21 protein-coding genes are annotated in these 23,200 nt (G+C 72.1%); 11 read left to right on the top strand and 10 right to left on the bottom strand.

Annotated features, from left to right (window positions below):
* Positions 1-440: 440 nt before the first annotated feature.
* Positions 441-776 (top strand): hypothetical protein, encoded by a 336-nt coding sequence (locus ACIO3P_RS02665; RefSeq protein WP_329825876.1) that lies wholly within the window; start codon positions 441-443, stop codon positions 774-776.
* Positions 777-787: 11 nt separating this feature from the next.
* Here ACIO3P_RS02665 and ACIO3P_RS02660 read toward each other — a convergent pair whose 3' ends face one another.
* Positions 788-1,816 (bottom strand): aldo/keto reductase, encoded by a 1,029-nt coding sequence (locus ACIO3P_RS02660; protein ID WP_401850478.1) that lies wholly within the window; start codon positions 1,814-1,816, stop codon positions 788-790.
* 158 nt (positions 1,817-1,974) lie between these two features.
* Between ACIO3P_RS02660 and ACIO3P_RS02655 the strand changes: the two genes are divergently transcribed.
* Positions 1,975-2,664: a PhzF family phenazine biosynthesis protein gene (locus ACIO3P_RS02655; protein WP_401850476.1), complete on the top strand. Its 690-nt coding sequence runs from the start codon at positions 1,975-1,977 to the stop codon at positions 2,662-2,664.
* Between the two features lie 60 nt (positions 2,665-2,724).
* Here the strand turns inward: ACIO3P_RS02655 and ACIO3P_RS02650 are convergent, their stop codons facing one another.
* On the bottom strand, positions 2,725-3,393 hold the full coding sequence (locus ACIO3P_RS02650; RefSeq protein WP_401850474.1) for a heme oxygenase (biliverdin-producing): 669 nt from the start codon (positions 3,391-3,393) through the stop codon (positions 2,725-2,727).
* Between the two features lie 232 nt (positions 3,394-3,625).
* Positions 3,626-4,483, bottom strand: a complete 858-nt coding sequence (gene map, locus ACIO3P_RS02645) for a type I methionyl aminopeptidase (protein ID WP_401788248.1) — start codon at positions 4,481-4,483, stop codon at positions 3,626-3,628.
* A gap of 71 nt (positions 4,484-4,554) precedes the next feature.
* Between map and ACIO3P_RS02640 the strand changes: the two genes are divergently transcribed.
* Positions 4,555-4,803 carry a hypothetical protein gene (locus ACIO3P_RS02640; protein ID WP_401850472.1) on the top strand — a complete coding sequence of 83 codons (249 nt, stop codon included), beginning with the start codon at positions 4,555-4,557 and terminating at the stop codon, positions 4,801-4,803.
* A 172-nt stretch (positions 4,804-4,975) separates the two neighbouring features.
* On the opposite strand, the gene ACIO3P_RS02635 is transcribed toward ACIO3P_RS02640, so the two are convergent.
* A complete protein-coding gene (locus tag ACIO3P_RS02635; protein ID WP_401850470.1) occupies positions 4,976-6,328 on the bottom strand; it encodes an MFS transporter in 1,353 nt (450 codons plus the stop codon).
* A gap of 105 nt (positions 6,329-6,433) precedes the next feature.
* Positions 6,434-7,045, bottom strand: a complete 612-nt coding sequence (locus tag ACIO3P_RS02630; protein WP_329825881.1) for a hypothetical protein — start codon at positions 7,043-7,045, stop codon at positions 6,434-6,436.
* A 136-nt stretch (positions 7,046-7,181) separates the two neighbouring features.
* Here ACIO3P_RS02630 and npdG point away from each other — a divergent pair, with 136 nt between their 5' ends.
* Positions 7,182-7,982, top strand: a complete 801-nt coding sequence (gene npdG / locus ACIO3P_RS02625; RefSeq protein ID WP_401850469.1) for an NADPH-dependent F420 reductase — start codon at positions 7,182-7,184, stop codon at positions 7,980-7,982.
* A 181-nt stretch (positions 7,983-8,163) separates the two neighbouring features.
* On the opposite strand, the gene ACIO3P_RS02620 is transcribed toward npdG, so the two are convergent.
* Positions 8,164-9,561, bottom strand: coding sequence for a hydrolase (locus tag ACIO3P_RS02620; RefSeq protein WP_401850467.1), 1,398 nt, complete (start codon positions 9,559-9,561; stop codon positions 8,164-8,166).
* A 354-nt stretch (positions 9,562-9,915) separates the two neighbouring features.
* On the opposite strand from ACIO3P_RS02620, the gene ACIO3P_RS02615 reads away from it, so the two are divergent.
* Positions 9,916-10,098 carry a hypothetical protein gene (locus tag ACIO3P_RS02615; RefSeq protein WP_401788239.1) on the top strand — a complete coding sequence of 61 codons (183 nt, stop codon included), beginning with the start codon at positions 9,916-9,918 and terminating at the stop codon, positions 10,096-10,098.
* A gap of 16 nt (positions 10,099-10,114) precedes the next feature.
* On the opposite strand, the gene ACIO3P_RS02610 is transcribed toward ACIO3P_RS02615, so the two are convergent.
* Positions 10,115-10,918: a site-2 protease family protein gene (locus ACIO3P_RS02610; RefSeq protein WP_329825885.1), complete on the bottom strand. Its 804-nt coding sequence runs from the start codon at positions 10,916-10,918 to the stop codon at positions 10,115-10,117.
* A 172-nt stretch (positions 10,919-11,090) separates the two neighbouring features.
* Between ACIO3P_RS02610 and ACIO3P_RS02605 the strand changes: the two genes are divergently transcribed.
* Positions 11,091-11,321 carry a hypothetical protein gene (locus ACIO3P_RS02605; protein WP_329825886.1) on the top strand — a complete coding sequence of 77 codons (231 nt, stop codon included), beginning with the start codon at positions 11,091-11,093 and terminating at the stop codon, positions 11,319-11,321.
* 23 nt (positions 11,322-11,344) lie between these two features.
* Positions 11,345-14,824, top strand: a complete 3,480-nt coding sequence (locus ACIO3P_RS02600; RefSeq protein ID WP_401850465.1) for an AfsR/SARP family transcriptional regulator — start codon at positions 11,345-11,347, stop codon at positions 14,822-14,824.
* A 19-nt stretch (positions 14,825-14,843) separates the two neighbouring features.
* Here ACIO3P_RS02600 and ACIO3P_RS02595 read toward each other — a convergent pair whose 3' ends face one another.
* The 3 genes from ACIO3P_RS02595 to panB all read right to left on the bottom strand — a co-directional run bounded on the left by ACIO3P_RS02595 (position 14,844) and on the right by panB (position 17,811).
* A complete protein-coding gene (locus tag ACIO3P_RS02595) occupies positions 14,844-15,755 on the bottom strand; it encodes an ABC transporter permease (protein WP_329825888.1) in 912 nt (303 codons plus the stop codon).
* Positions 15,752-16,795, bottom strand: coding sequence for an ATP-binding cassette domain-containing protein (locus ACIO3P_RS02590; RefSeq protein WP_401850463.1), 1,044 nt, complete (start codon positions 16,793-16,795; stop codon positions 15,752-15,754). The genes ACIO3P_RS02595 and ACIO3P_RS02590 overlap by 4 nt, the downstream gene beginning before the upstream one ends.
* Positions 16,796-16,977: 182 nt before the next feature.
* Entirely contained in the window at positions 16,978-17,811 is an 834-nt protein-coding gene (panB, locus tag ACIO3P_RS02585; protein WP_329825890.1) for a 3-methyl-2-oxobutanoate hydroxymethyltransferase, read from the bottom strand.
* A 213-nt stretch (positions 17,812-18,024) separates the two neighbouring features.
* Here panB and ACIO3P_RS02580 point away from each other — a divergent pair, with 213 nt between their 5' ends.
* The 4 genes from ACIO3P_RS02580 to ACIO3P_RS02565 all read left to right on the top strand — a co-directional run bounded on the left by ACIO3P_RS02580 (position 18,025) and on the right by ACIO3P_RS02565 (position 23,176).
* Complete coding sequence (locus ACIO3P_RS02580) at positions 18,025-19,665, top strand: MFS transporter (RefSeq protein ID WP_401850462.1); 1,641 nt, start codon at positions 18,025-18,027, stop codon at positions 19,663-19,665.
* Between the two features lie 71 nt (positions 19,666-19,736).
* Positions 19,737-20,534 carry a TetR/AcrR family transcriptional regulator gene (locus ACIO3P_RS02575; protein WP_401850461.1) on the top strand — a complete coding sequence of 266 codons (798 nt, stop codon included), beginning with the start codon at positions 19,737-19,739 and terminating at the stop codon, positions 20,532-20,534.
* A 249-nt stretch (positions 20,535-20,783) separates the two neighbouring features.
* The gene (locus ACIO3P_RS02570; protein WP_329825893.1) at positions 20,784-21,809 is read left to right on the top strand and encodes an endonuclease/exonuclease/phosphatase family protein; all 1,026 of its coding nucleotides are present in this window, start codon (positions 20,784-20,786) and stop codon (positions 21,807-21,809) included.
* A 125-nt stretch (positions 21,810-21,934) separates the two neighbouring features.
* Positions 21,935-23,176, top strand: coding sequence for an MFS transporter (locus ACIO3P_RS02565; protein WP_329825894.1), 1,242 nt, complete (start codon positions 21,935-21,937; stop codon positions 23,174-23,176).
* The last annotated feature ends 24 nt before the right edge of the window (positions 23,177-23,200 follow it).

Below are 23,200 nucleotides of genomic sequence, written 5' to 3'. Positions count from 1 at the left end.
TGTGGCCACTCTCGCCATCGTCCGGGGTTATGTGGAGGAGAGGAGGTCCTATCGCCGGTAGCACTCGGAACTCGGACCGGAGCCTTGTAGCCGCCGTCTGTGAGGCGACGGGTGATCTGTCCACCGGGCCGCAGCGGGCGGGGCGCCCGAGGAGTGTGTCCACCACCATGAAGGAAAGTGACCGTGTATGCCTGAGGTGAGAGATTCCAGTGCTTGGAAAGGTCCCTGGGCGGGCTTCTTCCTGGTTTTCGCAGCACTCTATCTGGCCATTGCGGTGGTGCGGACCTTGGCCGGCGCTTCTCTTGGGGAGGCGTGGGGTACGACCGCTGGTATTCTCGCCGGGCCCGCTCTGGGGATAGGTGTTATGCGCTACAGAAAAACGCGCTCTCGCCGCGAAGAATCTTAAAATAAAGGAGCCCCCGCCGGGGGAGTCGCTGCCAGTGCCGGCCGCCCACCTGCTGCACCGGGCGGCCGACGTGGCCGATGTGGCGGCGGCGGGGGGCCTGGCAGTGGAGCGCGCCACCGTGACCGGCATGTTCAACATGTCCGGGCCGCACCCGTTCCGGCGGGAGGACTGCCTCGCCCGGTACGGCGATGCGGGCACGGTGATCGCCGACCGGGCCCCGGACGTCCTCGCCGGGTTCCGCGACCGGGGGTGGCCGGTGCCCGATCATCTGGACCGGGTGTACGACTCGACCGCCGCCGCGAACGCCTTCGGATACCGCCCGGAGCATGGAGTCCGGCAATTGCTGCGTGACGCCGGCGACGGGCAGTAGCCGGCGCGAGGTCAGGCGGCGGAGCGTTCTTCGGGCAGGCGGCGGCGCAGGCGGGCCTGTTCGACGGCGGGCGGGTTGAAGGCCATGTCGAGCGTCCCGATGTCGGTGCCCGGGGGTACGACGGCGTCGATCCGGTCGAGGGTCTCGTCGGTCAGCGCGATCTCCGCACCCGCGAGCAGGTCGTCGAGGTGTTCCATGGTGCGCGGGCCGATGATCGCGGAGGTGACGGCCGGGTGGGCGATCGCGAAGGCCATCGCCAGGTGCGTCAGGGACATTCCGGCGTCCTGGGCGACGGGGACGAGTCGCTCGACCGTGTCGAGCCGTCGCTCGTCGGTCAGATGCCTGTAGCCGTAGCTCGCCCTGCGGCTGTCGGCCGGCAGGCCCTTGCGGTACCGACCGGTGAGCAGGCCCTGCGCGAGGGGGCTCCAGACCAGGGCGCCCATGCCGTACCGCTCGCAGACGGGCAGCACCTCGCGCTCGATTCCCCGGTTGAGGATCGAGTACGGCGGCTGCTCGGTCCGGAACCGCTCCAGCCCCCGCCGCTCGGCCACCCACTGCGCCTCCACGATGTCCGAGGCCGGAAAGGTGGAGGCGCCGATGGCCCGCACCTTGCCCGCGCGTACGAGGTCCGTGAGGGCTGAAAGCGTCTCCTCGACGTCGGTGTCCGGCGCGGGCCGGTGGACCTGGAACAGATCGACGTGATCGGTACCCAGGCGGCGCAGGGAGTCCTCCAGCGCGCGGACCAGCCAGCGCCGCGAGTTGCCCCGCCGGTTGGGGTCGTCCCCCATCGGGAGGTGGGCCTTGGTGGCCAGCACCACCGCGTCCCGGCGGCCCTTGAGGGCCTTCCCGACGATCTCCTCGGACTCCCCGCGCGAGTAGGCGTCAGCGGTGTCGACGAAGTTGATGCCCGCGTCCAGCGCCTGGTGGATGATCCGGACGGAGTCCTCGTGGTCCTGGTTCCCGGCGACGCCGAACATCATCGCGCCCAGGCAGTACGGGCTGACCTTGATGCCGGTCCGGCCCAGTGTGCGGTATTTCATGAAACTCCCCAGGTGTGTGGTGGCCCGCCGCGGCGCACTCCGCCGCGTAAACGGAACATCGTTCAACTTCGACGATACGGAACGATGTTCCGGTTGGCAAGGAAGGGGAGGGGGCGCTGGTGGCAGCCGTACGTGGGGGGTGATGTTTGAATGCGTGCGTGACTGGGACTGGGACTGCGACTCCGACCGCCGCTGACATCGACGTGCTCAGCGTCTTCTGCGGCGCCGACGGCCGGCACGGCAACATGCTCGGCGTCGTCCGCGAGGGGCGGCACCACCCCGACCCGGCGGCCCGGCAGGCCATCGCCGCCCGACTCGGCTACAGCGAGACCGTCTTCGTCGACGACCCCGACCGGGGCGTGGTCGACATCTACACCCCCGGGCTGAGGCTGCCGTTCGCCGGGCATCCGCTCGTCGGCGCGGCGTGGCTGCTCGATCTGGAGGCCGTGAACCCGCCCGCCGGGGAGGTCTGGGTGCGGCAGGACGGCGAGTTCACCTGGATCACCGCGCGCCCCGAGTGGGCGCCGCCGCGCGCGCTGGAGCAGTGCGCTTCCGCCGCCGAGGTCGAGGCGCTGCCCGCGCCGCCGCCCGGTGAGGGGTGGCTGTACGCGTGGGCCTGGGAGGACGAGGCCGCGGGGCGGGTCAGGGCGCGGGCCTTCCCGCGCCGGGACGACGGCATCGTGGAGGACGAGGCGACCGGCGCCGCGGCCCTGCTGCTCACGGCGCGCCTCGGGCGGGCGCTGAACATCACGCAGGGCCGGGGTTCGCAGCTCATCACCGCCCCCGGCCCCGACGGGACCATCGAGATCGGCGGACGCGTCCGGCTGCTCACGGAGCACGCCCTCTGAGCCCCGAGGGGCCCCGGGCCGCTTGAGCTGGCCGGCCCCCGTACGTACGCCTGCGTACGCCTACGCGCTCAGCGGGAACTCCGCGCTCAGCTCCTCGAACACCGCCCCGTTGAAGTCGAACGCGCGCTTGCACTCGTCGACGATCCGCTGCTTCTCCAGGTCGTCCGCCGCGATCGTGTCCAGCAGCTCCCGGTATCCGCGCTTGAAGGCGGCCGGGTTGGAGATCCCCTCGAAGACGTAGAACCGTACGCCGTCGCTCTTGCGGGCGAAGCCATAGGTCTTCTCCGCCTTGTCGCGGACGATCTGGCCGCCGGAGAGGTCCCCCATGTAACGCGTGTAGTGGTGCGCCACGAATCCGCCGGGCCACTCGCGCGCGCACTCCTCGACCCGTGCGGCGTACGCGGCCGTCGCGGGCAGCGGTTCGAGCCCCGTACGCCAGTCGGCGCCCCCCAGATGTGCCAGGTCGCGCTCCAGCTCGGGGGTGCGCGCCAGCTCGTTCTGTATGAAGGGCCCGGCGACCGGGTCCTCCTTCAGCGCCCCGGAGGCGCCTTCCAGTGCCCGGTACAGGAACCAGAGCTGCTCCGTGTACCGGACGTACGCGTCCACCCCGAGCCGGCCGCCGAGCAGGTTGCTCATGAACGGCGCCGCGTTCGCCTCGTCGTGCTTCTCGTGCGAGGCGACCCGGATCAGCGTGGAGAAGGGGGTGGCGGCGGTGGCGGTTGCGTCCAAGGCGGGCCTCCGGAGACCGAGGGGGACGGGAAGGACGGACTGGCAGACGGACCGGCAGCGGATACGACGTACGGCCGCCAGGACCGATACTCTTGCTTAGGCTTACCTAAGTCAATGGTTCCCGACGTCCTGTCGGTAAAAACGTTACCCCGGCATCGCCACATGGCAATACCGGGGTTTTCGCGCGGTCAGGTGTCAGGCGTCAGGCGAGGCGTACGTGTGTACGTCCGGCTCAGGGCAGTGTCAGGATCTCCGCGCCCGTCTCCGTCACCACGAGCGTGTGCTCGAACTGCGCGGTCCGCTTGCGGTCCTTCGTCACCACGGTCCAGCCGTCGTCCCACATGTCGTGCTCGTACGTGCCGAGGGTGAGCATCGGCTCGATCGTGAACGTCATGCCCCGCTCGATCAGCGTGGTGGCGTGCGGGCTGTCGTAGTGCGGGATGATCAGCCCGGAGTGGAAGGACGAGTTGATCCCGTGCCCGGTGAAGTCGCGGACCACGCCGTAGCCGAACCGCTTGGCGTACGACTCGATGACCCGCCCGATCACATTGATCCTGCGCCCCGGCCGTACCGCCTTGATCGCACGGTTCAGCGCCTCACGGGTCCGCTCCACCAGGAGTTTCGACTCCTCGTCGACGTTCCCGCAGAAGTAGGTGGCGTTGTTGTCGCCGTGCACCCCGTTGATGTACGCGGTCACGTCCAGGTTGACGATGTCACCGTCCTGGAGCACGGTCGAGTCCGGGATCCCGTGGCAGATGACCTCGTTGACGGAGGTGCAGAGCGACTTGGGGAACCCCCGGTAACCGAGCGTCGAGGGGTAGGCCCCGTGGTCGCACATGAACGCGTGCGCCACCCGGTCCAGCTCGTCCGTGGTCACGCCCGGCGCGATGAGCTTCGCGGCCTCCTCCATCGCCTGCGCGGCGATGCGCCCGGCGATCCGCATCAGCTCCACCGTTTCGGCGGTCTGCACTTCCGGCCCGGTGTACGGGGTGGGAGCGGGCTTCCCGACGTACTCGGGGCGCCGGATCTTTCCGGGAACGGAACGGACGGGAGAGATCTCCCCTGGTACGAGCAGCGACTGGCCAGACATACCGGCGAGTCTATGGCAGGGCTCAACCGGCCCAGGTGGGGCAGCATGACGTCAGAGGAAGGGAGCCGATGATGGCCCTGTTCAAGAAGCGCACGGTCGGCAAGCCCGGCGAGTGGTACTACTGCCTGCGGCACCAGAAGGTGGAGGAGGGGCCCGACTGCCCCGCCAAGGACCGCTTCGGGCCGTACGCCAGCCGCCAGGAGGCGGAGCACGCGATGGAGACGGCGCGGGAGCGCAATCTGGAGTGGGAGACGGATCCGCGCTGGCACGACCCGTCGAAGGGCGGATCGGGCGGATCGGGCGGGACGGAGGGAGCTTAGGGGCCCCGGGACCCGGGGGACCCGGGGGATCCGGGGGATCCGGGGAGGGACCTCGCAGGGCGGTCGGACGGGAGGCTGATCCCGGGCCGCCCCGCCCTTCAGCGGCCCCCGCCCCGGCCTCGCGGACGCCGGCCCCCGCCCCGACCTCGCGGACGCCGCCTCTTCCGCGTGCTCAGGGCGCCGCCGTCTCCGTCGCCGTACCCGTGATCGCCCCCGGAGCGGGCGACTCCCGCGCGGCCGTCGTCGTCGCCTCCTTCTGGGCGCGGCGGCGCAGCGCGTCCTCGTCCGTGTCCGCGTCGTACGTCACCAGCTTCGGCAGCACCGCCGCCAGCAGCCCCACCGTGGCCACGCACGCGACCCCGCCGCCCCAGATCGCCGGCCTGGTCCCCGTCCAGCCCGCCATCGCGCCCGCGCGGACCTGGCCGAGCTGCGGGCCGATGCTGTACGAGAGCACCTCGATGCCCGCGAGCCTGCCGCGCAGCTCCTCCGGGATCGTCTGGTTCCAGATGGTCGAACGGCCCAGCCCGCTCAGGGTGTCGCCCATGCCGGCGAAGGCCAGGCAGACCAGCACCAGCCAGATGTTGGAGAACCACCCGGCGGCCGTGATCGCCAGCCCCCACGCCGCCGCGCCGAACACCACGAAGAGGCCGTGCCGCCGCACCCGTGAGGTCCAGCCGCTGGTCACGCTGAGCAGCACCGAGCCGACCGCGCCCGCCGCGTACATCAGCCCGAGCGACCAGGGCGCGTCCAGTTCGTCGGCGAGGAAGGGGAAGATCGTGTTCGGGAAGGCGAAGAACATCGCGGCCAGGTCGATCGCGTACGTCCCCAGCAGCACCGGCCGGCTCCACGCGTAGCGCGCGCCCTCCGCGATGCCGCGCAGCGACGGGCGTTCCGCGTCGTGCGCGGCGGGCGCGGGCGACAGGCGCAGACAGAGGAGTACGGAGGCGGCGAAGCCCAGGATCGTGATCCCGTACGCGGGGGCGTGACCGGCGTACGCGACGACCACGCCCGCCACCGAGGGTCCAGCGATCGTGCCGAGCTGCCAGCGCGCCGCGTTGAGCGCCGCCGCTGCGGTGAGCTGGTCGTGCGGGACGATACGGGCCATCAGCGAGTCCAGCGCGGGCCGTTGGAGCCCGGCGAGCGCGGAGACCCCGGCGGCCACGACGTACAGCGGCCACAGCAGGGGCTGCGGCAGCAGGGCGTTCATCAGCAGGACGGCGGCCAGCAGACCGAGCCCCGCCTCGGTGAGCAGGATGACGCGGCGCCGGTCGACGGCGTCGGCGAGGGCCCCGCCGTACAGCCCGAAAACGATCAGCGGCACCAGCTCCACGGCGCCCATCGCGCCGACGGCCAGCGGGGATCCGGTGAGGTCCTTGATCTGGAGCGGCAGCGCGATCATCGCCATGAAGCTGCCGAAGGTCGTCACCAGCCCCTGCACCCAGAGCAGCCGGAAGTCCCGGGAGGAGCGGAACGGGGAGAGGTCCGGCAGGATCGAGCGGATCGAACGGAGGGGGGCTGTGGTCACGAGAGGCCATGGTGCGTGGCGTGGGGGTGCCACGGCAAGCCGATTGGGCGGCCCAGGGGGGCGGCCGGACGGCTCACCCGACGACGGCGGGGCGTGCCGGGCGACTCACCAACGGGCGGGCGGCGGCGCCGTCAACTGGTCCGCCAGCCGCGACAACCGGTCCCGGAAGCGGCGCCGGCCGCGTGGCGCGGGCAGGCTGTTCTCGCCGGTGGCGGCGGCCACGAGATGCTGCACGGTGTCCAGGTCCACGCCCTGCGCCGCGTCCGCCGCCGCCACCGTCAGGGCGTCATGCGCGAGCCCCCGTACATCCGCGTCGCCACCGTCCAGGGACAGCACCGTCGCCCCGGCGCGCCGCGCGTCGTGCACCCGCTCCAGCAGCCCGCCGTCCGGCCGCTCCGGCGCCACGACGAGCAGCGTCTCGCCCCGGCCCGCCGCCTCCAGACGGCCGAGCCCGACGGCGAGATGGGCCGGATCGCCGGGCAGCACCCGGTGGCGTACGAGGGTGGGGTTCAGCTCCGGCTGGCCCGACCAGGCCGCCTCGTCCACGAGGTGCGCGGCGAGGTGCCACGGCTCGTACGCCTCGGTCCCGACCAGCAGCAGCCCGCCGCCCTGGGGCACGACGGAGGAGCGCAGCGCCCCCGCGAACCGCCGGGTCGCGGACGGCCACTGCGTACCGGTGAGGACTTCGCGGAGCAGGGCGACGCGTACGGCATCCATGGGCCCGCATCCTGCCGCAGTGCGGGGCGGGGCGCGGCGGGTCTCGGCCCCTCTCACCCGAACGGGGCTGCCGGGACCCCTGTGACCGGCGAACGGGGCCGCGGGGAGCCCGGTTACCGACCCGTAGAGTCTGACCATGACTTCAACAGAGAGTGGCAGCACGCCCAACCAGCCCGCCCAGCCCACCGGCGAGCCCACCGCCGAGCCCGCGGCCAGGCCCGCCGCCAAGGACCCGTGGGACCTCCCTGACGTCTCCGGGCTGGTCGTCGGTGTGCTGGGCGGTACGGGGCCGCAGGGCAAGGGGCTCGCCTACCGGCTGGCGCGCGCCGGACAGAAAGTGATCATCGGGTCCCGGGCGGCCGACCGGGCCGAGGCGGCGGCGGCCGAACTCGGCAACGGCGTCGAGGGCGCCGACAACGCCGACTGCGCGCGCCGCAGCGACATCGTCATCGTCGCCGTGCCGTGGGACGGGCACGCCAAGACGCTGGAGGCGCTGCGCGGGGAGTTGGCGGGCAAGCTGGTCGTCGACTGCGTCAACCCGCTCGGCTTCGACAAGAAGGGCGCGTACGCCCTGAAGCCCGAGGAGGGCAGCGCCGCCGAGCAGGCCGCCGCCCTGCTGCCCGACTCGCGGGTGACCGCCGCCTTCCACCACCTCTCCGCGGTGCTCCTCCAGGACGCGGAGATCGAGCGGATCGAGACGGATGTGATGGTGCTGGGCGAGGTGCGCGCGGACACCGACCTCGTCCAGGCGCTGGCGAGCCGTATCCCGGGCATGCGCGGGGTCTTCGCGGGGCGGCTGCGCAACGCCCACCAGGTGGAGTCGCTGGTGGCCAACCTGATCTCGGTGAACCGCCGTTACAAGGCGCACGCGGGGCTGCGGATCACGGACGTCGAGCCGAAGGACGTCCAGTCGAAGGGCGTCCAGCCGGGCGCGTAGCCGGGGGCGTGGTCGGCCGGAGACGTGGTCGTGACCGCGACGGCCTGATGCCGGCCCGGTGGCGGGCCGGCATCAGGCGTTCAGCTCATGTCTTTGCGGCTTCTCGGCTTCTCGGCTTCTTGGCTTCCCGGGTTCCCGGGTTCCCGGGTTCCCGGCTTCCCGGGTTCTCGGGTTCCCGCCGTCACACGATGAGCTTGAAGGCTTCCAGAGCCAGATCCTTGATCAAGGTGCCGCCGAACTTGTAACCGCCGGGCTCGGTGCACGCCTTCTCCAGCCATTCCTGGCTCTGGACCCGCGCGGTGACACAGACGCTGCCCTCACCGACGCTGATCGCCATCCCCCGCATGAACACGTCCTTGTCCGGGGTGCCGATGTACAGGTCCTTCAGGTTCTCGACGCTCTTCCACTTCGGTTCCCAGTCCGTGTTCTCGATGAACCCGTTGGCGCTCACCCGGTCCGTGCCGGACACGGCGATGTTGATGCTCTCGATGGGCCGGTCCTGGCCCTCCGTACCCGATGTGAGGCCGTCGCAGACCGGGTCCTGCCAGCCGGTGCCCCGCACGTAGGCGCGGTAGCAGATGTGCCGGCCCGGGGTCCGTTCGTTCAGCTTGGTCACGGCGACCGCCGCGGTGTTCTCCACCGGCTCGGCCGGCTCCTCTTCCTCCTTCTCGCCGCCGCCCGACTTCCCGCTGTCCTCTTCCGCGGCCGGTGACTCCTGCTCAGGAGTGGGGGGCGCGGGGGCGGGCGGTTCGGCCGAGGGCAGGCTCGGCGGCTTCGACGGTTCCGCCGGGGGGATCGCACGCACGGCGGCCGACTGGGACTTCTCCTGGGCGAGGCTGCGCAGCGCGGGCTTGTAGGCGAACCAGAGCACGGCGAAGGTGATCGCCAGCGCGAGGAGGATGCTCAGCAGGGTGGCGAGCCAGAGCGGCAGGAAGCCCCGTTGTACGTACGTCCCTTCCGTCTCCAGCCGAGTGGTTCCCGATCGCTGAAGGTCCAGGGTGTACGGCCGTTCCTGTTTCTGGCCGAACCAGATGATCTGCCGGGGCTTGAGCTTCGCGTCCACGAACGCGGCGCGGCCCGGCTCGATCTGCACGCTGGCGGGAAATATCTCGTACGAGAGCGAGTCGCCGTTGTCACTGCCGGAGAGGGAGGCGGTGAGGCGGGTGTTGCCGAGGTTGTCGATGGCCAGCTTGGGCCGGCCGCGGAACCATCCCTTCACGGTCGGCGGGACCAGCTCGGTCCGCACCTCCGTGAAGGGGGTGAAGCTGACGTTGCCCTCGGCGACCGTGGTGGCTTCGGGGTGCTCCGTCGGGACGACCTGCACCCCGTACGGATGCGCCCCGGCGGTCGCGTCCGGGGTACGGGGCGGTGACAAGGTGAGCTCGACGATGCCCGTGGTCCCCGGGAAAAGTCGGAGGGAAGAGGGTTCGGCGGTGATGTACGGGGCAACATCACCGACGGGAACGAAGTGGTATTCGTCGACGACATCACCGGTGTTGCGTATACGCAGCCGCACGGTGGTCGTTTCGCCAGGGGCCACCGTGGTGGACGCGGGCTCAAGAGAAGTCCAGAGGCTCACGCGCTGACGTTAGCGGTCGCGCGGACCCCCGTCAGGTAGCGCAGGGGCCAAGTATTCTGCCCCGAAAACCGAGGACTCTGCCTTCCGTTCCCTGCCGCATGGTGTGGACGCGCACCCTTACCGATGGGTAGCCCGCGCCCGTCAGTGGCCGATCAGCGGCCGGTCAGTGGCCGGGGTCGGTGGCCCGTCGGCAGCCGGTGGGTGGCCGGTGCGTGTGGGGCGTGCGTGCGCCGCCGGGCGGGTCTGGGGGAGACTGGGGCCGTACAACGCCCCCCGGTCCATCCCGGACCCCCGGGTCCTGGCCGGTTCGCCCGGTCCACCGGCCCGGAAAGCCCCCGACAGGAGCCGACCCGCATGCCCCGCCTCGCTCTCTACGCCCTCGCCGTCTGCGTCCTGACCGTGGCCGCGGCCGTGGTCTCCTTCGCCCAGGGCAGTTGGCTCGGTGTCGTGTGGGTGCTGCTCGCGGGGCTCTCGTCCAACATGGCCTGGTACTACGTACGCAAGGCGAAGGCGGAGCGGGCGGCGGCCCAGCCGTAGGGACCGCGCTGCACCGCTACCCGACCGGCCCGCACACGAATTCCTGCCGGCTCGTCCAGAAGCTGTAGAGGTTCCGGCCGCAGTACGTCTCCAGCTCCGAGACGCCCAGCGCCCGCAGCAGCGCGTCGATGCCGTCGAAGAACGCGATGTTCACCTCGGGGATGAAGAGGACGCCGAAGACGGCGAGCAGCCCGAACGGCGCGAACGGCTCCACCTGGCGGCGGAACTTGTGGGACAGCCAGGGCTCGATGATCCCGTACCCGTCCAGGCCCGGCACCGGCAGGAAGTTCAGCAGGGCCGCCGTGACCTGGAGCAGGGCGAGGAAGCCGAGCGCGTAACGGAAGCCGAGGGGGACGCCGGACAGGGCGTCCAGCCAGAACGGCGCCGTGCAGACGATCGCGAACAGCACGTTCGTCAGCGGCCCGGCCGCCGAGATCAGGCTGTGCTTCCAGCGGCCCTGGATACGGTTCCGCTCGATGAAGACCGCCCCGCCCGGCAGCCCGATCCCGCCCATGATCACGAAGATGACGGGCAGCACGATGCTCAGCAGCGCGTGCGTGTACTTGAGCGGGTTGAGCGTCAGATAGCCCTTCGCGCCGATCGAGATGTCGCCGCTGTGCAGCGCCGTGCGGGCGTGCGCGTACTCGTGCAGACAGAGCGAGGTGATCCACGCGCCCGTGACGAAGAGGAAGACGCCGATCCTGATGTCCGCGGCGAAGTCCGTCCACACCGCCCAGCCGGTGACCGCCGTGACGGCGACGATGCCCAGGAAGACGGGGGAGATCCGGCGGTCGCCGTGGCGGGAGGTGACGCTGGTCATAGCTGGGGCTCCGTGGTCGTGGGTGGGCTCCCCGGGGAGGGCTGGTCCGGCGGGCGGGCGTGGCAGGACCGTACGGCCCGGGACCTCCCCGACCGTACCGCCGACTCTTCCCGAACGTCCGACACGCGGAAAACGTCTCGCCCCCGGGCACGGTTCCGGGGAGGCTGGGCGTATGGCGCTGTGGACGATCCCGTACGACGACGGGCGGCAGGACGGCCGGGGGCAGGACGAGGCCGGGGCAAGGGGCGGCAGCGGGGCGACGGGCTGGGGTGACGGTTGGGGCGCGGGTGACGGTACGGGCGGGCGTGACGGTACGGGCGGGGTGCTCGCCCGCGACGGACGGGCCGGGCTCCTCGTGGGCCCCCGGCGTCCGGTGTCACCGCATGCGGGGCGGTCCCGGTGAGCGCCGTCCAGGACAATGGGCCCATGCGCCCGCGCTACCGGATTCTCGGCCCCACCCTTGCCCAGCACGCCGACGGCACCCCCGCCGCCCTCGGCGGCGCCCGGCTGCGCGCGCTGCTGACCGTGCTGGCGCTGCGGCCGGGCCGTACCGTCCCGGTCGGCGTGCTCGTCGCGGAGGTCTGGGACGGCGATCCGCCCGCCGACGCGGTCGGCGCGCTCCAGGCGCTGGTCGGACGGTTGCGGCGGGTCCTCGGCGCCTCGGCCGTGACCTCGGAGAACGGCGGCTACCTGCTCCGCGCCCACGAGGACGACGTGGACCTCCACCGCTTCGGCTCCCTCGCCCGCGAGGGCGCGCAGGCGCTGGAGGCGGGCGACGCCGCCAAGGCGGCCGACCTGCTGGACGACGCGCTCGCGCTCTGGCGGGGGCCCGCGCTGGCCGACCTCCCCGACCGTACGACGGAGGCGGCCCGCTGGGAGACCCGCCGCATGGAGGCCCGCAGGACCCGGCTGACGGCCGCGCTCGCGCTGGGCCGGGCGGACGAGGCCCTGCCCGAACTGGCCGCGCTCTGCGGTGAGTTCCCGCTCGACGAACCCCTCCAGGCGCTACGGATCCGGGCCCTGCGCGACGCGGCGCGCCCGGCGGCGGCGCTGGCCGCCTACGAGCAGGTGCGCCGCGCCCTCGCGGACCGGCTGGGCACCGACCCGGGCCCGGAGCTGCGTGCCCTGCACGGAGAGCTGCTGCACGGCGGGAGCGGCGGGAGCGAGGGGACGGGCCGCAGGGCCCCACGCCCCCCGGAGACACCGGAGATACCCGCCGGCCCCCTCACCAACGGCACCCCCGCCCCCGCCCACGGCCCCGGCACCCCCGTTCCGCCGCTCGCCCCCGCGCCCGTACGCCCTGGGAACCTCCGCGCCCGGCTGACCAGCTTCGTCGGGCGCGAGACGGACATCGAGGCGATACGGAGCGACCTCGGCGGCGCCCGGCTCGTCACCCTGCTCGGCCCCGGCGGGGCCGGGAAGACCCGGCTCTCGCAGGAGGCCGCCGAGCTGATGGCCGAGGACTGGCCCGACGGCGTCTGGCTCGCCGAGCTGGCCCCCGTGGACGATCCCGCGACGGTCCCCGAGGCCGTCCTCACCGCTCTCGGCGCGCGGGAGGCCGTACTGCGCGGCGCCGGCGCCGAGGAACTGCGCGCCGCCGACCGGCACGCCGGTGAACCGCTCGCCCGGCTGACCGAGCACTGCGCCCGCCGCCGCATGCTCCTCCTGCTCGACAACTGCGAGCACGTGATCGGCGCGGCGGCCTCCCTCGCCGACGAACTCCTCGCGCACTGCCCCGGGCTGACCGTCCTGGCGACCAGCCGGGAGGTGCTGGGGGTGCCGGGCGAGGTGGTGCGCCCGGTGGAGCCGCTGCCGCCGGACCCGGCGCACCGGCTGTTCGCGGAGCGCGGGCGCGCGGCACGGGCGGGGTTCGACCCGGCGGACGACCCGGGGGCGGTGGCGGAGATCTGCCGCCGGCTGGACGGTCTGCCGCTGGCGATCGAGCTGGCGGCGGCGCGGCTGCGGATGCTGACGCCACGTCAGATTGCGGACCGGCTCGACGACCGCTTCCGTCTGCTGACGAGCGGGAGCAGGACCGTACTGCCGCGCCAGCAGACCCTGCGCGCCGTCGTGGACTGGTCCTGGGACCTGCTGGACGCCCAGGAGCGCGCCGTGCTGCGGCGGCTCTCCGTCTTCGCTGGCGGCTGCGACCTCACGGCCGCCGAGGCGGTCTGCGCCGACGGCGCCCGCCCGGCCGCCGGCCCGGGGGCACGCGCGTCGGCGCCCGTCGTCGATGCCCGGGACGTCGCCGGGCTGCTCGGCTCCCTCGTCGACAAGTCCCTCGTCGTCGCCGGACCCGCGCCGGACGGCACCATGCGGTACCGGCTGCTGGAGACGGTCGCCGAGTACACCGCCGAACGCCTCGACCAGGCGGACCGCTCCGGTGAGTCGAGCGAGTCGGGGGAGTCCGGGGGCGGCGAGCGTGCCGCCGCCGAGCGCCGCCATCTCGTCCACTTCCGGGAGCTGGCCCGCACCACCGACATCACGCTGCGCGGTCCCGGTCAGGTCGCCGGGATCCGGCTGCTCCAGCAGGAGTACGAGAACCTGCGCACCGCCCTGCGCCGCGCCGTGGCCGCCGCCGACGAGCAGGAGGCGCTCACTCTCGTCCTCTCCCTCGTCTGGTTCTGGCAGATGCTGGACCTGCGCGCCGAGGCGCGCCAGTGGACGCAGGCCGCCTCGGCCCTCGGGCCCGATCCGTTCGCCCCGCCCGGCGAGCCCGCCCCGCCGATCCTGTCCCGCTGCACGGACGCGCCGCCGCCGATGTCCCCCGACCTGCTCCAGGAGGCGCGGCGCCAGGTGCGGTTGGTCGAGATGGTCAACATGGACCACGACGACGGCGACTGGCTCTCCCCGGAACGGATCGCCTGGCTCGGTGTGGTGTCCACCGTCTACCGGCCGGGGCTCCCGCAGACCTGCCGATTCCCGGCCACCCTCTGGTTCTTCGCGATCATGCTCACCGGGGACGCCGAGGGCCTGCGGGTGGCGCTCGACGGGACCGTGCGCGCCTGCGAGGAGCTCGGATACGAATGGGAACTGGCCGGCGCGCTGCACATGCGGGCCAACGTCCTCGCCAACCGCGCCGAATGGGCGGGCGACGCACGCGCGGACGCCGATCGCAGCCTGGAGATCTACGACCGGCTCGGCGACCGCTGGGGCACCGCGGAGGCGCTGTCCGCCCGGGGCGAGGCCCGGGAGAAACGCGGCGAGTACGCCCCCGCCGCCGAGGACTACGCGGCGGCCGTCGGCCACGCCGAACGGCTCGGCGCGCTCAGCCAGGTGGCCCTGCTGCGCACCCGGCTGGCCGGGACGATGTTCGAGACGGGCGCGGGCGACGAGGGCGAGTGGATCCTGCGCGATGTGCTGCTCGGCGAGCGGGACGGCGGGCACGAGGCGGTGGTGGGCGCCCGGCTCTTCCTCGCGCTGCGGCTGGGGCGTACCGGACGCCGCGACGAGGCCAGGGAACAGATGACGGTGCTGCTCGGCATGTTCCGCAACGAGTCCCTGGACCCGTTCGAGGGGTTCGTACGGAGCGGCCTGGCCTGGCTGGACTGCCAGGAAGGCCACTTCGCCGAGGCGCTGACGGGCGTGCGCGTGGCCCTGGGGATGGCGCTGACCCCGCTGTCCTTGATGATCGCGCCCGAGATGGCCGTGGGGCACCTGCTGACGGCCGCCTGGGCGCTGAGCGGACTCCCCGCCGCCGCAGGGGGCCGGGCCCTGGACGCCGCCCGGCTGATCGGCGCGAACGAGGCGCTGCTCCCCGCCGGGCACTTCCGTAACACCCTGGAGCGGGAGCTGCTCGCCGCCGCCGAGGACGCCACCCGGGCCGTTCTCGACGGCCCCGCGTTCGACGCGGCGCGGGCCGAGGGCGCCGGCCTCTCGCTGGAGGAGGCCGTCGCCCTCGTCTGAACCCGGGCCGCACCTCACCTCATGACTTCTTACGGAACTTGGCCACCGCGAGCGGAGCCGTCACCACTGTGATCGCCGCCGCCCACCCCAGCGTCATCCACACGGAGTGCGCCACCGGGCCGCCGTTGATCAGGTTGCGGGCGGCGTCCGCGAGGTTGGAGAGCGGGTTGTAGTCGGTGAACGCCTGGAGCCAGCCGGGCATCGTCGACGGCGGGGCGAAGATCGAGGAACCGAACTGCATCGGCATCAGTACGAGCATGGCCACCCCCTGGACGGCCTGTGCCGTCTTCATGGTGAGTCCCAGCAGAATGAAGATCCACATCAGCGAGGCGCCGAACGCCAGGGAGAGACCGATGGCGGCGCCCAGGTCGAGCACCGATGTCTTGATCTCCATGCCGAGCAGGAAGCCCATGCCGAGCAGGATCGCTATGGCGACCAGCATCCGGCCGATCTCCACGACTATCTTCGCGATCAGTACGGAGGAGCGGGCGATCGGCATCGTACGGAACCGGTCCATGACCCCCTTGCGGAAGTCGTCGTTCACCCCCGTGCCGACGGCCATGGCGATGTTCATGCCCATCATCGCCATGAGGCCCGGGACCACGTAGTTCACGTAGTCCTCGCGGCTGCCGCCGAGGCTCGCGCCCACGGACCCGCCGAAGACGTACACGAACAGCAGCGTGAAGATGATCGGCATCAGCAGGACGTCGAACATCGACTCGGGGTCCTGCTTGATCTGCAGGGCGTTGCGGCGCACCAGCGCGCCGATGTGGCGCAGATTGGCCCGCAGCCCGATCCGGCCCTCGTCGGAACCGGCGGCCGGAACGGCCCGGGAGCCGGGGCCGCCGGAGCCGGCGGGGGAGGTGGCGACGGCCGCGCCGGAGGCGGCGCCCGAAGCGGGCGGTGTGACGGTGGTGTCGGTCGTGCTCATGCCGCGACCTCCTCGGGTGTGGTGTCGGACGGGGGCACGGACGAGGTCTTCTGGCCGGTGATGGCCAGGAACACCTCGTCCAGGCTGGGCAGGTGGGTCCCGATGTCGGTGATGGCGAAGCCGCGCTCGGCCAGCAGGCCGATGACCGCGGTCAGTTGGCCGTCGCTCAGGATCGGCACGTACAGCAGTCCCTCGTCGGGCACGGGCTGCACGCCGGAGATCCCGTCGAGACCGCTCTCGGAGACCGCCCGCGCCATCGCGGCGAGCTGCGCCGGGTCCGCCGGCCTGATCTGGAGCGTCCGGCCGCCGACCTTCGCCTTCAGCTCGTCCACCCCGCCGTTGGCGATGATCCGGCCGCGGTCGATGACCGTCAGCTCGTCGGCGAGCTGCTCGGCCTCCTCCATGTACTGGGTGGTGAGCAGGACGGTGGCCCCTTCGTCGACCATCCGCCGCACCTCGTCCCATACCTCGTTGCGCGTACGGGGGTCGAGCCCCGTCGTCGGCTCGTCCAGGTAGAGCACCGAAGGACGGCCGATCATCGACGCGGCCAGGTCGAGCCGGCGCCGCATGCCGCCCGAGTACTGCATCGCGGGCTTCTTCGCCGCCTCGGTGAGCGAGAAGCGCTCCAGCAGCTCGTCGGCGCGGCGCCGGGCGTCCGCCCGGGACAGGTCGAGCAGCCGCCCGATCATGTACAGGTTCTCCCAGCCGGAGAGCTTCTCGTCGACCGAGGCGTACTGGCCCGTGAGGCCGATCCTGCGGCGCAACTGGCGCGGCTGCCGCAGTACGTCGTACCCGGCGACCATGGCCGTGCCCGCGTCGGGCGCGACCAGCGTGGAAAGGATGCGGACGAGGGTGGTCTTGCCCGCGCCGTTGGGTCCGAGGACGCCGAGCACGGTGCCCTCGCGCACATCGAGATCGACGCCGTCGAGGGCCCGGGTGCCCTGCGGTCCGCCGTACTGCTTGACCAGCCCCCGTACCTCGACGGCGTTGCCGGCCCGGCCGCCGTTGGGGTTCTTGCCGAATTTCGTCATGTGCCCCATCAGAGCATCCGCCACCGACAACCCGCCGACAAGCCGCCGACAGCCTGTGGATAACTCGTCGACATCCAGGTGCCGGGCGCTCGACAGCCCGCCGACGGGGGAAGATCGGCGGGCTGTCGTCGTGCGGGCAGTGGTCTGGGGGCGGAGCCGGACCGGGGCGGTTCGGCTCCGGCCGAATCTGCCTAGTGGAAGGTGTGCTCCTCCTGAGGGAACGTTCCTCCAACGACCTCCTCGGCAAACTCCTTCGCCGCGTCGCCGAGCGCCTTCCGCAGGTTCGCGTACTGCTTGGAGAAGCGCGGCACCTTGCCGCTCGTCAGCCCGGCCATGTCCGTCCAGACGAGCACCTGCGCGTCCGTCTCGACCCCGGCGCCGATCCCGATCGTCGGGATGTGCAGGACCCGTGTGACCTCGGCGGCCAGCTCGGCCGGCACCAGCTCCAGCACGACCGCGAAGGCGCCCGCGTCCTGGACGGCCTTCGCGTCGCGCAGCAACTGCTGCGCGGCTTCCTCGCCCCGGCCCTGGACCCGGTAGCCCAGCGTGTTGACGGACTGCGGGGTGAGCCCGATGTGCCCCATCACCGGGATGCCGGCCCGCACCAGCAGCTCGATCTGGCCGTGCGAGCGCTCGCCGCCCTCCAGCTTGACCGCGCCGACCCCCGCGTCCTTCACCAGCCGGGTGGCGCTGCGCAGCGCCTGCACGGGGCTCTCCTGGTACGAGCCGAACGGGAGGTCGCCGACGATCAGGGCGCGCTTGGTGCCCCGTACGACGGCGGCGGAGAGCATCGTCATCTCGTCGAGGGTGACGGGCACGGTGGTCTCGTACCCGAGGTGGCAGTTGCCCATCGAGTCGCCGACGAGCATGACCGGGATGCCGGCCTCGTCGAAGACGGACGCGGTCGTCGCGTCGTAGGCGGTGAGCATGGGCCACTTCTCGCCGCGTTCCTTGGAAGCGGTGATGTCGTGGACGGAGATACGGCGGGAGAGCTTGCCGCCGTAGAGCGCCAGTTGAGCAGTCATGGCCGAAGGCCCTTTCGTCATCTCGAGGCACCCTGACGGTGTCCCCGGACCGCCTCCATGGTGGCATCCCCGGACCCGCACGGGAAGTGGGGCCCCATGGTGACGCCTCGTGGTGACGCTCTTGTAGTGACGCACGCTCTTGTGGTGGCGCCCTCGGTAAAGAGTTTCCAATACGAGACGGTCTCGTATCGAAACACGTTTACGCTGTATCCCATGTCCGCACCGTCCGGCGCCCCAGGCGCCGCCTCCCGCATGCCCGCACCCCGTGTACCCGAGGACATCCACCGCCGCCGGTGGGCCATCCTCGGCGTGCTGATGTTCAGCCTTCTCATCGTCGTACTCGACAACTCGATCCTGAACGTGGCGGTCAGGACGATCGCCGCCCCCGCGCCCACCGGCATCGGCGCCACCCAGAGCGAGCTGGAGTGGGCGATCAACTCCTACACGCTCGTCTTCGCCGGGCTCCTCTTCACCTCCGGCCTGCTCGGCGACCGGATCGGCCGCAAGAAGGTGCTGCTCTTCGGCATCACCGTCTTCGGCCTCGGCTCCGCGCTCGCCGCGTTCTCCGGATCGCCCGCCGAACTCATCGGCTACCGCGCCCTGATGGGCTTCGGCGCCGCGTTCGTGATGCCCGCCACCCTCGCCGTCCTGATGAACGTCTTCGAGCGTGACGAGCAGCCCAAGGCCATAGGTATATGGGCGGGCAGCGTGGGCCTCGGCATCGCGATCGGCCCGATCACCGGCGGGCTGCTCCTCGAACACTTCTGGTGGGGCTCGATCTTCCTGGTCAACGTCCCCGTCGCGGTCGTCGGGCTGATCGCGATGGTCCTGCTCGTACCGGACTCCAGGGACCCCGCGCCGGGCCGGGTCGACCCGCTGGGCGTCGTGCTCTCCGTCGTCGGGCTCGTCCTGCTGGTGTTCGGCATCATCCGCGGCGGCGAACTCGCCGACTTCACCGACGCCACGGTGCTGGTCTCGCTGATCGGCGGCCTGGCCGTGCTCACCGCGTTCGTCCTGCACGAGAAGCGCAGCAGCCACCCGGCCATCGACATCGCGTACTTCAGGAAGCCCGCGTTCGCCGCGGCCGTCGCCGCCATCGCGCTGGCCTTCTTCGCGCTCATGGGTGTGACGTTCTTCTCGGCCTTCTACCTCCAGAGCGTGCGCGGCTACAGCGCGCTCCGGTCGGGGCTGCTGATCCTGCCGCTGGCCGCCGCGCAGATGGTCTTCGCGCCGCGCGCCCGGCTGGTCGTGGACCGCTTCGGCGCCCGCGCGGTCTGTACGGCGGGCATGCTGCTGGTCGCGGGCGGCCTCGCGGCGTTCGCGCTCTTCGACGCGGACACCCCGGTGTGGGTGCTCTGCCTGGTCTTCTTCGTCCAGGGCACCGGAATGGCGCACATCATGCCGCCGGTCACGGTCGCCGTCATGCAGGCGCTGCCCCGCGAGAAGGCCGGATCGGGCTCCGCGATCAACAACACCTTCCGCCAGGTCGGCGGCGCCCTGGGCATCGCCGTACTCGGCTCGGTGCTGTCCGCGACCTACCGGGGCGGGATCGAGGGGCACCTCGGCGCCGTACCGGCCGCCGCGCGGGACGCGGCGGGCGAGTCCATCGAGGCCACCCTCGCCGTCGCGGAGAAGCTCGGCCCGGCGGGCCGGCCGCTGATCGGCTCCGCGTACGACGCGTTCCTGGACGCCATGCATGTCACGGCCCTCGGCTCGGCGGCCGTCGCGCTGGCGGGCGCCGTGGTGGTGGCCCTCTTCCTGCCGGGCAGGCCCCCGATGGAGAAGGCGGCGGGCGGCGCTGCGGGCGGGACCTCCGACGCCGCCGAACCCGCGGGTGCCACGAGCGGCGGGTAGGGGCGGCGGGTAGGGGCGGCAGTTGGACACGCCGCCGCCCGCGGATCACCCCGTGTACGAGAATCGACACGGTGCGATCGCGGCGAACGGGCGCCGTGTACGGGCACGGCGGAGAGGCGGGACAGGTGCGGGAGCGGGACCACGGGGGGCACGAGGGCCACGCGGGGCATGAGAGCCACGGGGAGAGCCATGGGGACGAGAAGGAGCCCCGGCGCGGCAGGCCCCGCAGCGAGGCCGTCGAGCGGGCGATCCTGGAAGCCGCCGTGGCCCTGCTGGAGGACGGTGTTCCACTCGGCGGCCTCTCCATCGAGCGCATCGCGCGTACGGCGGGCGTCGGCAAGGCCACCATCTACCGCCGCTGGCCCGGCAAGGAAGCGCTCTTCCTGGACCTGCTGCGGGAGTTCGAGCCGCAGGACCCCGAACTGCCCGGCACCTCCGCGCGGGACGATCTCCGGGTCCTGCTGGAGGCCATGCGCCTGCGCGGTCTCGCGCAGCGCTCCTCGGTGATCCTGCACAACGTCGTCGTCCAGATGAAGAGCCACCCCAAGCTCTGGGAGGAGTACCACCGTACGGTCGTCGCCCCCCGCCGCGCGGCCACGCTGGCCCTGGTAAGGCGGGGGATCGCCGACGGGGAGTTCCGCGCCGACCTGGACCCGGAACTGGTCAACGACCTGATCATCGGGCCGATGCTGATGCGCACCCTGCACCGGCCCGGCGCGCCGCTCCCCGACGACCTGGCCGAGCAGATCATCGGTACGGCGCTCCAGGGGGTCGGCCCGCACCCGCAACGCCCGCCGCACCCGCCGCACCCGCAACGCCCGAAACGCCCGCCACATCCGTCCACGCAGGGCGAAACGCCCGGGCCGTGAGACCTGTCACACCCGTGTCGGCCCCCGGTCCCACCCGCTTTCCCCGTCGCGTTCCATGACCGTTCTGTCACAGCTCCCGGCCATTCGTCCGTGACAGGAACTCGGGTCGGCGGCCCCTTCGTCCCTGTCCCCGTACGGCCGTCGGGAGACGGCGGAGACAGGGTCCGTTCATCGCCTAGGGTCTGTTCCGCACGGAACAGGCCCTAGGGTCAGTGGTGGGCGCGCACGGGCAAGGCAGTGAGGGCGGACATGACGCAGGAGTACACGGCTCAGTCGGTGACGACGGACGGCGAGGACCACCGCTCCCGATCCCGTGCCAGGGACCTGCTGGACCGTTTGCGCCGGGATCCCGGCATCTGGCGGCGCGGCATCGTGCTGGCCCTTCTCGCCCTGCTGGCCGCCCTGTTGATGATCCTGCACGCGCAGATCCCCAACACCATCGGCAACCTCGGCAGCCTCAACGAGACCTTCCTGCCCTGGCTGGGTCTGGTCGTCCCGCTGGTCCTGGTCCTCGGCCTCGTGCGCCGCTCCGCCACCGCGCTGATCGCCCTGCTGCTGCCCGCCGTTGTCTGGGTCAACCTCTTCGGCGGCCTCATCACCGACAAGTCGGGCGGCGGCGGCGACCTCACCGTCGCCACGCACAACGTCAACGCGGACAACCCCGATCCGGAGGGCACGGCGGCCTCGCTGGCGGAGTCCGGGGCGGACGTCGTCGCGCTGGAGGAGCTCAAGGCCAGCGCCGTCACGACGTACGAGAAGGCCCTGGCAGGGACGTACAAGTACCACTCCGTGCAGGGCACCGTCGGGCTCTGGAGCAAGTACCCGATGTCCGACACCAAGCCGGTCGGCATCCGGCTCGGCTGGGTGCGCGCGATGCGCTCCACCGTGACCACCCCGCAGGGTCCCGTCGCCTTCTACGTGGCGCACCTGCCGTCCGTACGGGTCAAACTGCACGCCGGGTTCACCGCCAACCAGCGCGACAAGAGCGCCGACGCGCTCGGCGAGGCCATCTCCCACGAGCCGCTGGAACAGGTGATCCTGCTCGGCGACCTCAACGGCACGATGAACGACCGCTCCCTCAAGGCCGTCACCGCCCAGATGCGCTCCACGCAGGGCGCGGCGGGCGACGGGTACGGCTTCTCCTGGCCGGCCGCGTTCCCGCTGGCCAGGATCGACCAGATCATGGTCAAGGACGTCGAGCCGACCTCGTCGTGGACCCTGCCCAGGACGGACAGCGACCATCTGCCGATAGCGGCACGGGTCAAACTGCGCTGAGTGATGCATCGCACGCAACGCGGTGTTCACCTGCCGGAATACCGGGCCTGAGACATTTTGTTCCGCAGGGGTACTAAGTAATCTCCCGTACCCCCCGTGAACCCCCTTCGAAAGGTTGTCTCGTCATGCCCCTGGCTCTGCTCGCCCTCGCTGTGAGCGCCTTCGGCATCGGTACCACCGAGTTCGTCATGATGGGCCTGCTGCCCAATGTCGCGGACGATCTGGGAACGTCCGTGCCCACCGCCGGCTACCTCGTGTCGGCGTACGCGATCGGCGTCGTCATCGGCGCCCCGCTGCTCACCACCGTCGGCTCCCGCATCCCGCGCAAGCGGATGCTCCTGCTGCTGATGGGCCTCTTCATCGTCGGCAACCTCGCCTCCGCGCTCGCCCCCGGCTTCGGCTGGCTGCTGGCGGGCCGGGTCCTCGCCGGGCTGCCGCACGGCGCGTTCTTCGGCGTCGGCGCGGTCGTCGCCGCCCGGCTGGTCCACGAGGGCCGGCAGGCGCGCGCCGTGGCCACCATGTTCCTCGGCCTGACCGTCGCGAACATCGTCGGTGTCCCCGCCGCCACCCTGCTCGGCCAGCACCTCGGCTGGCGCGCCACCTTCCTCGTGGTCACCGTCATCGGCCTGGTCGCGCTCGCCGCGCTGGCCCGGCTCGTCCCGTACGTACCCGTGGACGCCCAGCAGAGCGTCCGCCGCGAGGTGCGCGCCCTCGGCAACCGGCAGGTGCTGCTCGGCCTCGCCACCGCCGTCCTCGGCTTCGGCGGCGTCTTCGCCGTCTACTCCTACCTCGCCTCGATGACGACCGAGGTCATGGGCTTCGGGGAGTCCTCCGTCACCCTGGTCCTCGCCCTCTTCGGCATCGGCATGACGCTCGGCGCGCTGGCGGCCGGGCCGCTGACCGACCGGGCGCTGCGCCCCACCCTGTACGGCTCGCTCGCCACCCTGGCGCTGGTCCTGGTCGCGTTCCGCTTCACGGTGCACGTGCAGTGGATGGCGCTGGTGACCGTCGTCATCCTGGGCGCGGTCGGCTTCATGACGACCACGCCGCTCCAGATGCTGGTCATGCAGAAGGCCAAGCACGCGCCCACGCTCGCCTCGGCCTCGAACCACTCGGCGTTCAACCTCGCCAACGCGGGCGGCGCCTGGCTCGGCGGCATGGCGATCGCGGCGGGCTGGGGCTGGATGTCCCCGACCCTGGTCGGCGCGGTCCTCGCGGTCCTCGGCCTGGCGACCGCCGTCACGGCGGGGCTCCTCGACCGGGGCGGCCGGGGCGGCCACGACCTGGCGCCCGAGGTCTCCCGCGTCGTCGCCTCGGGCGGCGCGCAGGCCGAACCGGCCGCGACCGGGGCGACGGAACGCGTCTGAGCCGGACCTCCGGCCCCATCCGGG

The organism is Streptomyces sp. NPDC087310 (genome assembly GCF_044744405.1).
Taxonomy (GTDB): domain Bacteria; phylum Actinomycetota; class Actinomycetes; order Streptomycetales; family Streptomycetaceae; genus Streptomyces.
The sequence above is the reverse complement of the archived record's forward strand: the minus strand, read 5'-3'. Positions and strand labels throughout refer to the sequence as shown.